At 52.7% G+C, this 12622-nt stretch carries 10 protein-coding genes; 3 read left to right on the top strand and 7 right to left on the bottom strand.

Annotated elements, in window-relative coordinates:
• Positions 1-145 precede the first annotated feature (145 nt).
• The 4 genes from AC2FJV_RS17555 to AC2FJV_RS17540 form a co-directional block, all read right to left on the bottom strand.
• Positions 146-1561, bottom strand: coding sequence for an FAD-binding oxidoreductase (locus AC2FJV_RS17555; protein WP_496714184.1), 1416 nt, complete (start codon positions 1559-1561; stop codon positions 146-148).
• A 119-nt stretch (positions 1562-1680) separates the two neighbouring features.
• Positions 1681-1938 (bottom strand): DUF4242 domain-containing protein, encoded by a 258-nt coding sequence (locus AC2FJV_RS17550; RefSeq protein ID WP_142640326.1) that lies wholly within the window; start codon positions 1936-1938, stop codon positions 1681-1683.
• Between the two features lie 27 nt (positions 1939-1965).
• A complete protein-coding gene (locus tag AC2FJV_RS17545) occupies positions 1966-5565 on the bottom strand; it encodes an adenylate/guanylate cyclase domain-containing protein (protein ID WP_496714183.1) in 3600 nt (1199 codons plus the stop codon).
• Between the two features lie 108 nt (positions 5566-5673).
• Positions 5674-6060, bottom strand: a complete 387-nt coding sequence (locus AC2FJV_RS17540) for a hypothetical protein (RefSeq protein ID WP_496714182.1) — start codon at positions 6058-6060, stop codon at positions 5674-5676.
• 40 nt (positions 6061-6100) lie between these two features.
• On the opposite strand from AC2FJV_RS17540, the gene AC2FJV_RS17535 reads away from it, so the two are divergent.
• Both AC2FJV_RS17535 and AC2FJV_RS17530 read left to right on the top strand, forming a co-directional pair.
• Complete coding sequence (locus tag AC2FJV_RS17535) at positions 6101-6856, top strand: SDR family oxidoreductase (protein WP_496714181.1); 756 nt, start codon at positions 6101-6103, stop codon at positions 6854-6856.
• Between the two features lie 369 nt (positions 6857-7225).
• On the top strand, positions 7226-7711 hold the full coding sequence (locus AC2FJV_RS17530) for a GNAT family N-acetyltransferase (protein WP_496694055.1): 486 nt from the start codon (positions 7226-7228) through the stop codon (positions 7709-7711).
• Positions 7712-7996: 285 nt separating this feature from the next.
• Here AC2FJV_RS17530 and AC2FJV_RS17525 read toward each other — a convergent pair whose 3' ends face one another.
• The 3 genes from AC2FJV_RS17525 to AC2FJV_RS17515 all read right to left on the bottom strand — a co-directional run bounded on the left by AC2FJV_RS17525 (position 7997) and on the right by AC2FJV_RS17515 (position 11513).
• Complete coding sequence (locus tag AC2FJV_RS17525; protein WP_496694638.1) at positions 7997-9175, bottom strand: carbohydrate porin; 1179 nt, start codon at positions 9173-9175, stop codon at positions 7997-7999.
• Complete coding sequence (locus AC2FJV_RS17520; protein ID WP_246097354.1) at positions 9172-9876, bottom strand: DUF3299 domain-containing protein; 705 nt, start codon at positions 9874-9876, stop codon at positions 9172-9174. The genes AC2FJV_RS17525 and AC2FJV_RS17520 overlap by 4 nt, the downstream gene beginning before the upstream one ends.
• 86 nt (positions 9877-9962) lie before the next feature.
• A complete protein-coding gene (locus tag AC2FJV_RS17515) occupies positions 9963-11513 on the bottom strand; it encodes an amidohydrolase family protein (protein WP_271951639.1) in 1551 nt (516 codons plus the stop codon).
• On the opposite strand from AC2FJV_RS17515, the gene AC2FJV_RS17510 reads away from it, so the two are divergent.
• Positions 11503-12504 carry an AraC family transcriptional regulator gene (locus tag AC2FJV_RS17510; RefSeq protein WP_271951637.1) on the top strand — a complete coding sequence of 334 codons (1002 nt, stop codon included), beginning with the start codon at positions 11503-11505 and terminating at the stop codon, positions 12502-12504. The genes AC2FJV_RS17515 and AC2FJV_RS17510 overlap by 11 nt on opposite strands.
• Positions 12505-12622: the final 118 nt, after the last annotated feature.

Genomic DNA, 12622 nt, shown 5'->3' with positions numbered 1-12622 from the left:
TCGCCTGACAGTGGAAAAGACAGTGTCGACATTTTTGACGCGAAAAATATTTGGTGGTCTTAACGCGTAACAGAATACTCGTTGTCAAATATCAAGCATAAGCTCTAAGCGTCCGAATAGATCGGCCTTTCCAAATCGGATGGCCCTACTCAGGCACTATGTTGTGATTAATCCTGAACAGGTTCTTTGGATCATAGCTGCCCTTTATTTTCGAAAGCTTCCCGCTGTTTAGGCCGTATGCACCAGCCATATGATCCGCTTCGTCTTCGGGCATAAAGTTTACATACGCGCTACCGGTCGCATGAGGCCGCATCTGATTATAAAGTCCCCGCGCCCACGCAATGCACTCATCATCCTTGCTCGGGTCTTCCCAACGTGTGTGAACATTCATTATGAAGTGTGCTGATCGTTGCGGATAAGCTGTTGAGTGGGGTTCAATGCGTGCCATTGCGCCACCTACATGCGCAATAAATACTTCGCAAGCAGGGTCGGGAAGGCTGGAAACCGCCTCGAGAAGACCTGTGATTGCTTCCGAGGAAAGCGCTTCGAAATCATGGCTTTTCCAATAATTCCGAGCGCCCGGTGTAAGCAAAGGGTCGAATGCTGCTTGCCAGTCTACAAACTTGTGAGGTGAGATGACATCGGCAATCGGTTCTCCTAGCGCGCGCAAACCCGACAAGGCTTTTTCACCATCGTCTATAGGACCACTGTAGCAAGCTGCAAAAATCAGCACCTCTCTCCCATGCCACTCTTCTGGTAGGAACGGGAGAGGAGGAGCTTTTCGCATCACGCTCCAGACGGTCAGTTCATCGGGTGAGTCATCTGCAATGGCTGCGAATTCTGCAAGCAGCTTTGGCGCCTTTTCGATCGGGTGAACGATCAGACCCGACAAAACATCGGGCCCAAGATCATGCAACTGGAACTCGAATGAGGTCACGACGCCGAAATTGCCGCCTCCACCGCGGATGGCCCAGAAAAGCTCCGGATGGCTTGTGGGCGAGGCGCAGACAATCGTCCCATCTGCCGTCACAACTTCTGCCGACAGAAGATTGTCGATCGTCATTCCGAATTTCCGCGTCGTCCACCCAAAGCCGCCGCCAAGGGTCAGACCAGCGATACCAGTTGTCGAATTGATGCCGACAGGGACAGCAAGCCCATGAGCCTGGGTTTCGCGATCTACATCGCCAAGCAATGCACCCGGTGCAACCCGAGCAGTCTTGTTGACAGGGTCTACGTGTACCGATTGCATCTGGGAAAGATCGAGTAATACGGTCTCGTCTGCAACAGCGTGCCCTGCAATTTGATGCCCACCTGATCGGACCGACATTATGAGGCTGGCGTCCCTAACAAAGTTTACAGCTTTCTGTACGTCGCTCGCCCCCATCGCGCGGATCACGAACCCAGGGTGACGTTCGAACATGCTGTTCCATGTTGTTCTTGCGCCTTCATATTCCGGAGTGCCCTGTAAGTAGACGCCGCCGCGAAGCGAGGAATTAAGCGCATCCAAAGCGCCTTGATCCACAGTTGCCTTGTTTCCGTCGAGTGTTTTTATGTCGTACATGCATAGGCCTCCCTGTTTTCAGATCAGGCTTCTTGCGCGGCTGCCTCATATAGTTGTGACTTCCGATGCGTTGTCCCGCAGTTAAATCGCCTCGGATTAGGTTTTAGAACTGCGAATACTCAGGTGAATATTCCGGGATCTATCTGATCCACGGGTGTAATGACATCGGCTGGGATGTTAAGGCGCTCGGCCGCCTTTCTGAGGCTTTCCTCGTCAGGGGCCTCATACAGGCAGTATGTTTTGCGCTTGTCTGCGCTGAGGAACGAGAAAATCCACTCGACCCCGACTTCGTCATTGATCTCTTTGATGTGAATTTTGTCGTCGTCGCTAACGTTCAGCTGCTCGGCAAAATTTCTCTCAATTATGTACCTTGGCATAATGCTCCCCCAAGCATGTAAATGACTTTAAACAGCTACTCCCTCGAGCTTTGACCTAAGGAAAACCATACTCAATTGCTGTGAAATTGCCAACGCTTCCCCTTCTAGTTGAAACGCTAGTTTCAAATCATTCGTGCGGCCCCGTTGCCTTAGCGCGGATGCATACGCTGCCTTGCTGTGCGCAATCCACGGTGGGCACTTCATGCGCGTGTCTATTTCGATGGCCTTATGGAACATCCTCTCAGCGGCGTCCCAGTTTTTTAGCACCGCTGCCAGATTGCCTAGACGTCTTGCTGCCGCCCCGGCGCAAACTGTTGTTGCCCCAGCGGTGATCGTCAGCTCTTCGTATGGGGTCAGCATGTCATAGAGGGTCTCAGCATGTCCCAGATGCTCGACTGCGACACAAATGTCAGCGAGATAAGACAAAGTAGTTGAAAACATAGCATCAAGCGGAAGATCGAAGCCATTCTCTGCCATTTCATTCAGTATGCGTTCAGCTGGTTCCTTGTATCCCAACTCGGCGGCAATAAGGCCAAATCCTGGTTTCCAAGAAATGTCTTCCGGGCTATCTGTCATCAGCTTCTTGATCACCGGTGCAACTTCGTGCAGCCGGTTTTGTTCGCGGCGGATGGTAAACATCTGAACACCGAAGACGCCCTCAACATGTTCTCCATGTGTCTGACGACCGATTTTCACCGCTTCGTTGGCATGCATCTCCGCTTGCTCAAAATCGCCATCCATAATTGCAACCATGGCGCGTGCGTGCTTTTGCACCCAGTAGAGTTGCAGATGATTGTCCTTTTCCGAAATCTCCGTCAGCAATTCGAGTGAATGATCCATCAAGTCGCGGTCGGCCATTTCGGCCCCGACAAAAAGACTGAGTGTCCGGTCCCGACCCTGATCAATACTCCCTAGGTTTTCGGCCACTCGATGCATCGCATCAAGATTTTCACGCCAATGACGTACCTCTCTTCCTTTGCGCGCGACGAATGGCGCCCCAAAATGCATCATCATCACCGAGAATTGGGATTTATAGTCCCCTAGTTTCGCGGCCAGTTCCATTGATTGCTGACCATAGCGAGCGCCTTCAGAAAACTGGCCGACAAACATATGTGCCCGTGCAAGTTGGCTCATCAATCTGCACTGCCGTACTTCGTCATCGTCGGGGAGGTCGTTCAGAGCTCTATCACAAAGTTCAATGGCCTCGCCGTGTCTCTTACTCGACATCATACACGAGTCCGCAAAATGGTTCGCAGCATCAGCGGCGAGCGCCACATCGTGTATTCCACGGGCGGCGTCCGAGGCATCTTTCAAGGCCGCTATCCCCTCCGGCAACTGACCCAGGCTGTCATGGCTGCGACCAATAAGGATTTTGGCTTTGATCGTTTCGACACCGTTATCAGATCCAAGATTTTCGGCCGCTTTGAGTGTTTCCCTGGCGTTGACCATCGCCTCTTGGCTGGCGGATCGCGCCAATGCCATTTCAGTTGCCGTCTGCCATTTGTCGAACGCAGCACGCCATTCTTCGGCCTCTGAAAGATGGCGGGCAACCAACTCGGGCCGACGTTCAATCTCAGCTGACCGCAACTGCATCAAAGCACGGGCCACGTTTGCATGTTGTTGTCTGCGGGTTGAGCCAAGCATGGATTGATAGGCGGTATCGCGAATAAGGGCATGACGGAAAACGAAATACCCTCGATTGTGCCCGCTTTCAAAGATCAAACCCGTTCGAGACAGCTCTTCTATACGAGATTGAATTTCCGCACTCGCAAGACCTATTGCGGAAGCCAGCAAGCTAGGCTCGAACTCCCGTCCAATGACGGCTCCTGTTAACGCGACTTGTTTAGCCTCTGGCGAGACCGCGTCAAGACGTGCCATCAGTGTGCCCTTCAAAGACGCGGGTATGTGGACTTGCCCGTGTTCACCCGCCTCAACAATCGCCCGGGCCAGTTCCTCGACGAACAAAGGCACGCCGTCCGTCTTCTCAATGATTGTGGCAATCAGAGCATCGTCGGGTGCTTTTCCGGTAACATGGCGAACTAGGTTCGAGACATGGGTCGTATCGAACCGACGCAGCTGGAGCGTATGTACGTGCGCTTCCCCGTCATCATGGGCAAGTTCCCAGCCGGGCCTGTGGGTAATCAAAATCATCAAAGGCAGATCTGCGCAAATTGCTTTGAAGCGATCCAAAAGAGCTTGGGTGGAAGGATCAATCCAATGCGCGTCCTCAACACAAAGAATAACAGGACGCGTGCTTGCGCGCACCTGAACCGTGTGGATTAACGTCTGAATCGTGAGGTCACGTTGCTCCTGCGGTGACATATCGAGAACGCTTCGGGCAAGAGCACTGTGAGGCGCAACCAGCGCGGCAAAGACGGGCAGAACCTTTTCCCATTCCAAGCCCTCTCGGCTTTCCAACATTTTTTTGACAAGGTCGAGAATTTGGTCGTCATCAAAATCTGTCCCCACACCAGCATCCTGAGAAATCCTCTGGGCGACAGGGTGGAACGGGCTACTGATAAGGTAAGGAGAGCAGTTCAGCCTGATAATATCAGCTTCGCTAGTCGCTACAGCATTAGCGAGAAACTCTTCCGCCAATCGCGATTTACCGATCCCTGCTTCACCGGCAAGCAGAACAACCTCTCCCTGACTGTTCTGCGCACGCAGCCATGATTGTAAAAGGATACCTTTTTCGTAGTCGCGACCAATCATGACGCTGCCACTTTCGTCCCTATAAGATGCTCGAAACCGGCTTTCCGCGCTGTGTTCTGATACGACAGTCAAAAGGGTCCGTGGTTCTTTGAAACCTTTCAGCTCGGTTTGTCCAAGAGACCTAAACTCAAATAGCCGATGCAAAGTTTCTTCGGTCTCCTCAGCAGATAAAACAACTGAGTTCGGTGCTGCGTGTTCCTGAAGCCGCGCTGCCAGATTGACAATTGGCCCCGTCATGGCTCCTTCTTCGTAGGTGTTTTCACCGATCGTATCGCCAACTACCACGTCGCCACTCGCGATACCTAACCTGGCCGACAAACGCTCACCGTCAGGTGCTTTAAGATCTCTGACCCGCCGAACGGCCTCAAGACCAGCCTTTAAAGCGCGAACTGCATGATCTTCATAGGCTGTAGGCCAGCCAAAAAACACCAGGAGACCGTCGCCCAAATACTTCGAGACGTAGCCGCCATACCTGCTAACTGCACCTGCAACCGCATCCTGGTAACTCTGCAGCAGTTCGCGCATGTCTTCGGGATCAAACCGGTTAGTCAACTCAGTCGAGGCGACGAGATCAGCAAACAAAACTGTTAAGTGACGCCTCTCTGCGATCGCTAATGAAGCAGGCTTCCTTGTGGATAAGGTCACGCCTTGCGATTCATCCGAAATGGGGACCGGGCCGACTTCGTCTGCATCCATGTCTGCGGCCTGCGGCGATTGAGACGAGTGCTTTTGACCAGTCAATTCCTGAACCGCTGCCAGGATGATTTTTCGATGGCCCAGACTAACCCCAAGCTCTTTAAGGTCGTCGTTTGACAGTAGTGGCAGTACGCGCGCGTCGATATCATGCTGTGCAAAAGCGTCTGAGTATTGACCCAGTTCGAGATCGTTCAGCCATTTGTCGATTTCAACCGCCATAACGGGATCATGCTTAGATACGGGACGCTAATCAAGAAAACGCTGTAACCACAGGCTGATTTTTGGCGGTCAAACGTCCGCATTGCTTTTCACAGAAATGACACCTACTTATGCAACTTTTTTCAGAATGCAGAGGTTTTTTGCAGGCAGATCTCCCTCAGCGAGCACTTGCTGCGCTGCCGCGATAGGCAGCTTTGTCCGCGATGTGTGCGTTCGGCGAGCCGAGGGTTCGCGCTCGCGGTGAAGGTCGGCAATGCGGGCTGCGACCGCAGCATATTTACCCATTGGCCAACGGCCGGTATGGGCCGTTCTCGTAGGCTCAATCGCTAGATATTGCACTTGCAACAGCGTTGGTACTGATCCCAATAAAGTGATTTCGCTACCGCGAACGAACGGCGGCTCCCGTTTGAGGTCAACCAATTGATCCGTTTCTTGCGCTTTCACCTCAAGTAGCTCAACACCCGCAAGAACCGGGTCGCGATTCACTCGCATCATTCCTTAGGTGATTGGCATGTAATTTCAAAAAGGCATGACCATGGAACTTAAAGACAAAACCATCATCATTACCGGCGCGAGCAGCGGAATCGGTGCTGCAGCAGCGCTTCTGTTTGCCTCGGAAGGGGCGAATGTTGTGTTAGGTGCCCGCAGGGAAGCTCAGCTAAACACACTCGTCGGGCAGATTACCCAAAGCAGCGGGCGCGCCGTTTACCTTGCGGGCGACGTGACGGACGAAACATATTCCAGGGATCTTGTTGATCTGGCGAAACGGCAGTTTGGCGGCCTTGATGGCGCATTTAACAATGCGGGCATTATGGGCGAGATGGGTCCAATTCACGAAATGGAGTCCGGCAACTGGCAGTCGGTTCTTGCTACAAACCTCAACAGTGCATTTTTTGCGGCCAAAGCGCAGATTCCGGCAATGGAGGAACGCGGTGGCGGGTCTATTGTATTCACCGGAACTTTTGTTGGTGTCAGCAATGGGGGAATGCCCGGCATGGGGGCTTATGCCGCATCAAAGGCTGGACTGATTGGGCTCGTACAGTCTTTGGCATCTGATCATGCGGCCAAGAGGGTCCGTATCAACACTATTTTGCCGGGTGGTACTAAAACTGACATGGCCGGCGATGATCCTGCGACGCACGACTTTATTGCCAACTTGCATCCCCTGAAACGCATGGCGGAGCCAAAGGAGATTGCCCAATCTGCATTGTTCCTTCTGTCAGACCGGGCAAGCTTCGTGACGGGTTCTCCGGTCGCCGTTGACGGTGGTATGGCGACCCGCCTGCTTTAGATATCTGCCGTTGGTTGCTTCGTAACCAACGGCGGTCTCCATCCAGACAAGATAGATCGCCCAAAAATCCATATCGTGGTGAACGCCATCTTTGACGACTTTCTCCAAGGTATCGTCACCGCAGACTGAATATTCGGATTGGACTTTCGCTGCTCGTCGCCTTTTTGATCAGGTAGATGGCCTTTGTTGCGCAAATCGGAGTTTGAGCGCAGTTCCCCCTTCCCCGGACAGACTTATCCTATATCTGCGGCTCAACTGAGGATGATGCCGCGCTGCCTCCGAGGTCCGCTCTGAGCCCTCAGTAACCAATGCTGCGATGAGTACGAACGGCGGCGTTGCAACTCTATCCATCCCGAATAGTGTAGGCACATGAGAGAATTTCGAAACGCCAAACCTGCCGACGCAACTCGCTGCTTTGAAATAGAGATTGATGCCTACGAAGGCGACGAAGCAGCAACGCTCGAAAAGATTTCTAAAAGGATTGAGGTCTATCCCAATGGCTTCCTAGTTCTTTTGATGGAAGGCGAGATAGTTGGCTTTGTAAATTGCGGATGTGCTCATGAAGTCGAAATGTCTGATGAAGAGTTCAAAGAGCTTGTTGGCCATGACCCCGACGCCCCAAATGTCGTAATAATGTCTGTTGTTGTTGATCCCGCGCATCAGGGCAAGGGTCTATCACGGGCATTGATGGTCGAATTCGTGGGGCGCATGAAAAGGATGGGTAAATCCACAATCCATCTCATGTGCAAAGAGCATCACGTCCCACTCTACGAGAATTTTGGATACAGCTATTTACAGCCATCGACTTCTGACCATGGAGGAATGACTTGGCATGAGATGGCTATGAAACTTTGAACTGCCCGATTATCTCAGCCGTGCAGAGCGGACATTCAAATTTTCAATGGGAAAGTCCAATTTGTCCGCGTCTTGCCAGTTCGTGCGCCGCGCCGCGAAAGGCGCTCCATCGCGAAACGGTCGTTCATGGATCTCGCGGCGAAGGTGCCAGGAGAGCCCAAAGCTACCGGGTGCTGCAGTCCGCGCTAACGGTGGCAACGCGCAGAAAGCGGGCTTTGCTAAGTCCTGTTGATCTCACTTAGTCGCCCTTTGGCACTGCCACTTACCTATTGCATTCACCCCGCATTAGAAAACGATCCGGGTTCTTAGACCGAACAGGGTAATCCGGTCCTGATCGGGATTTAGAAGCGGGTCGGAAATGAATTGTACCGATGGCGTGATCTGCAGTCCGGGTGCGATTGAAAAACGGTAGAATGCTTCGAGTGTGAACTGATCGCCATCTATGCCTCTTGCCTCGGCCCAGTTCAGGCCCAACCCGGCCAAATCGGTATTGCGACCGTAGTAGCCAATACCCGCAGAAACGGACCGATCATAGAGTGCTGCTGCCCCTTTTGAGGCCCCTGCCCGGAAGAACGGCATCCACTTATTGTCAATAAACCATGCTGCTGAGAACGCGGCACCGTAATCTTCTGGACGGCTACCATCGTCAGCCGCATCCGCATGCCAGAGGGTCAGATGGATATTGTCGAAGTAAATGCGATCAAAGCCAGAGGTGTAACCAAGTTCGAGTGATTTGAAGAGATTGCCGTCGCTAAACACATCAAAGTTTGGATCAGACGGGTCGGCGTTTGCGTCTGAGACGCTCGCGACAGCGTAGAGGTTCTTGCTCAGCTTTATCCCGCCCGCAATGCCAAGGCCTTGGTTGGGTGCGTTGATTGTCGGGTTGGTATTGAAAGACAGGTTTTGGAAACCACTGTATGGGCTTACCAACCCATAAATGTCCACAAAGTCCGTTACATCAATCTGGCCGACTTGCAGCGTCCACGAACCGTTCTCGGCCCTTTGGGTCCAGAACAGGTTGGTCAATAGCAAACCATTATCGTTGAAGGCTGTTCCCGTGATCGAAAGGGCTCCACCATCCAGACCAAGAAACTGTGGGGCAACATCGGTATAGTTGTGCCGGTCTTCGATCTTGAATGTCAAAGACCCCTGTTCAGTCGCCTGCCAACTGCCATAGAACCGCGCAATTCCGCTGGCAGCTTCGCCCTCCCCCAGATCCGCGTTCGTGGTTTGGCCCAATGCCAAGTAATCAATGTTGAACCGAAACCCATTCTCCGCCAGTCGGTCTTTCCACTGAAACCAACCCGGTGCGGTATTGCGCGGAAAATCGGAACGATATTGTGGATCGGTCAGTCCATCTCCGGGCTCAAGATCAGCTTCGACCGAAGAGGGCCCGGACAGACCTTGAGCCGACGCCGCGCCGGCAAAGACAATACTCAGTACGACAACGAGAAGTCTTATCATTCAGACGCTTTTGCCCCGCCGGTCTTGCGATTGCCCGCCGCCCGGATACGATCAGCGGCACGCTGCTTCCATTCCAGCCTGTCTGCTTCGGTTTCCAGAGTTTCGACACGTTCCGTCTCCAACTGGAATGTCGCACTCATAGGCATGAGGCCGTCCACAACCATCATATTCTGAACAGTGGGATCGATAGTCAGCGTGCCCGTCAGCCGAACGGGTTCGTGGAAATAGCTGGGCGTCCAGTCGCCATTCAACCGCACGCGAATCATTTGATTGGGTTGGGGCGGGGGCATGTGGCTACACATTCCTCGTTCTGGCACTAGATACGCCACAGATCGCCCGTCTGGATCGCTCGGGCCCGGGATGGCAAAGCCCGCGATTGTTATTGTTTGACCGTCGAATTGCGGATTTCCGTTTGTTCCTGCCTTTCTTCGCCGTTCTTTCACAAGCTCTCTTTGATCGAGCAGCCAATCGACATCAACGCCAACTCCCGCCAAGGCATCCTCGGTCTCGGTCAGAAGCTCCTGCCAATTCAGTCTTTCTTCCGCGCTGCCAGTGTCTTGCTGCAGCCTGCCACGCATCCGCACAACGAATAGGACGTCGTCGAACTGTTCGGGGCTGAGCTCCCGATAGGGATCCTCAAAGACCTGCACAGATGGGTCCGGGAGGTCTGCCCAATCCAGCGCTGCTCCTGGCGTTGCCATGGCGGAATGACCGTAACAGACCAAACCCGCGAGCAAGACGGAACGAAACCAAAGGAACATGAATACTCTCCAGTCGAGTTTTGGGGTCAATTCAGTGTATTTTTGTATATCACACCGTCCTTCATGATAAGCCGGATCGTTTCAGGGCTTTCCGGCCTCGGATCGGCACCAAACCACTGATCACCCGTGCCAACGACCGAGAAGTCTTCGAGGGGGTTACCATCGATCAGCAGGATGTCTGCATAGGCGCCTTCCTCGATCACACCCAGTTTTCCTGCGGTATAAGGGTTCATAAAGTCTCCTGATAGAGCGACTACCTCGCCACCCGTCGATGTCAACGTGACCATTGACGTGTAGGGGCCGAAAAAATCATTGTTTAAGTGTTTTTCGTAGGCAATCTGGATATTGCACGCCTCTACCGAACCAACACAGTCTGTCTGGAAACCCCGCTTCACCGGGCATTCTTTCATATTGTCGATATAGCCTGCAAATGTGGCCGAGGCAGACTTTGCCTTGGCAAGGCTCGCCGGAACATTCGCCACAGCTGGAATGTCGAGAAGGCCGGGGTCAAATGCCGTTAGGTTTGTTGTAATGTACGCACCCTTCTCGTTCATGACTTCGGCAATTTCGCAGTCAAAAGAAAAACCATGTTCGATTGACATAACACCTGCGTCGAGCGCACTCAGGATAGCTTCCTTACGATAGGAATGCGCCATGACATAGCTGCCATATTCATTCGCGACCTGCACGGCGGCTCTGATTTCTTCGGGCGACCCGGCCAGCAATTGCCAAGGGTCGAATGCCGACACGACACCACCGGATTGCATGAATTTCAATTGCGTCGCGCCCATACGAAAGTTGTTACGTGCGAATTTATAGACGTCATCAACACCACTGACCTCCTGAGCCATGTTCAGCCGACCCATGTTTGTCTCCGAACCAGGTGGTGCTGTGAAATTCGCGAAGTCAGCGTGACCACCGCGTGTTCCGATAAACGCCCCAGATGGATAGTAACGAGGGCCCTCGATTTGCCCCGAGTCAATCGCCCTACGTAGTCCGCCATTAGCGCCACCAGCATCCCGGACAGTGGTGAAACCCTGCATCAAATACATCTCGGCCATCCGCGCACCGTGTATGGCAAAGTCCTCCCAGGTCGTGTTGGCCTCCATCGCAGGCAAGGTCGGCCCCATCAGCATGAGATGTGCGTGTAGTTCAATAAACCCGGGTGTCAGTGTCCGCCCCTCTCCGTCAATGACTGTAGCATTGGGGGCATCGATCGCATCGGTCGATACGGACTTAATCAGGTTGCCCTCGACCAATACGCTGGCATTCTCGATACGCTGTTCATTCACGCCATCGAAGATATGCACGTTGGTAAACAACGTTTGGGGTTCTTCTTGATCCTGAGCCTGCGCGGATGCTGAAAAAGAAAGACCTGCAGCGACAATTACGGTCGAGCAAAGCGACATTCGTAGACCGGACATAAGTACTCCCTTCATATTCATGTTTTGCCAACTGTAGTCCGGAAAACTTTTCCTCGGTTGCCACTTTTGAATTAGCATGTTCGAATGTGTTCGTAAAAATGGCCACTGAATACAAATACTAATCATCACAAGGGTGACGAGCTTGCCTTTCAACTCCGCCTCTCAAGAGCATAGCGAGGGCTTTATTCGCCTCTCCTTAGCCGCTCCGTTTTTGCAATATCTCACCGAACGCAAGATCAATCCGCAACCAGCATTGGACCAGGTCGGATTGAAGGCCGAACTGTTGTCTGACCCATCCGTGTTCGTTCACTCAGAGCTGGTCTACGGATTGGTGAATGCCTTCTCAGAAGTATCAGGAGATCGATACCTAGGACTGAATGTAGGGGAAGCGTTTGACCTACAAGGATGGCCGCCCTTCGCTCAAGCCTTGCAATCTACGAAAACGTTATTCGAGTTTTTTACCCGCTTTGTTGGGCTCGTACCGCAGGAGTCCAATTCTGTGCGGCACAGCCTTGTGATTGAAGCAGACAAGGCGACTTATCGTATCGAGAGGCAACAGGAACCAACTGTCCCACCCATTCAGGTGACCGGTTTTGGTGCCGCAATCTATGTACGCCTATTGCAGACCGTCGTCGGAGATTCTTGGGATTCTTCGCGTGTGCGATGGGAAAGCAGATACATCAATGGGCTGCCTATCGACTACAAAGGGATCGAGGTTGGCCTTGGGACTGATCCCGGAATGCAAATTAGTTTTCCTGTGGGATGGTTGTTTTTGCACCATGTCTCTGAGGGCTCTGCCAAGCCGATAGCTTCACCTCAACAAGAGGAAGAAGTAACCGTGGTGGCAGCTTTGCGCTCTGTCTTACGCGACAAACTAGATGAAACCGATTTGGGACCTGAGATGGTGGCTGGAATGCTGGGAATACAACCGGAACGGTTTCTGAAAGCGCTTCAGCGACAAGGCACAACGCTACCCCGTGAAATCAAACGGCTGCGTGTCGATGTCGCCAAAGAGCACCTCAAAGAAGACCAGATGACAATTGCGGAGATTGGTCTGATGCTCGGCTATTCCGACAAGTCCCATTTCACTCGCTTTTTCCGAGGTCAAACCGGAATGACACCGACTAAGTTCCGAAGCAAGTAAATGTGGTCGAGCCAAAAGAAAACTTGGTTGGGAACGTACGACTAGGCTCCAGACTCATTGATTTACAGCCAGAATAGGACTGTAGCAGCGAGAGCGATGGCCGAGAGGAATACCTTTG

It is taken from the genome of Ruegeria sp. CDSA241 (assembly GCF_059611265.1).
The sequence above is the reverse complement of the archived record's forward strand: the minus strand, read 5'-3'. Positions and strand labels throughout refer to the sequence as shown.

Excerpts from the sequence above, each read along its gene's own strand:
- AC2FJV_RS17540 (WP_496714182.1), bottom strand. The coding sequence starts at position 6,060 with ATGATGCGAGTGAATCGCGACCCGGTTCTTGCGGGTGTTGAGCTACTT.
- AC2FJV_RS17550 (WP_142640326.1), bottom strand. The coding sequence starts at position 1,938 with ATGCCAAGGTACATAATTGAGAGAAATTTTGCCGAGCAGCTGAACGTT.
- AC2FJV_RS17535 (WP_496714181.1), top strand. The coding sequence starts at position 6,101 with ATGGAACTTAAAGACAAAACCATCATCATTACCGGCGCGAGCAGCGGA.
- AC2FJV_RS17520 (WP_246097354.1), bottom strand. The coding sequence starts at position 9,876 with ATGGCAACGCCAGGAGCAGCGCTGGATTGGGCAGACCTCCCGGACCCA.
- AC2FJV_RS17530 (WP_496694055.1), top strand. The coding sequence starts at position 7,226 with ATGAGAGAATTTCGAAACGCCAAACCTGCCGACGCAACTCGCTGCTTT.
- AC2FJV_RS17555 (WP_496714184.1), bottom strand. The coding sequence starts at position 1,561 with ATGTACGACATAAAAACACTCGACGGAAACAAGGCAACTGTGGATCAA.
- AC2FJV_RS17545 (WP_496714183.1), bottom strand. The coding sequence starts at position 5,565 with ATGGCGGTTGAAATCGACAAATGGCTGAACGATCTCGAACTGGGTCAA.
- AC2FJV_RS17525 (WP_496694638.1), bottom strand. The coding sequence starts at position 9,175 with ATGATAAGACTTCTCGTTGTCGTACTGAGTATTGTCTTTGCCGGCGCG.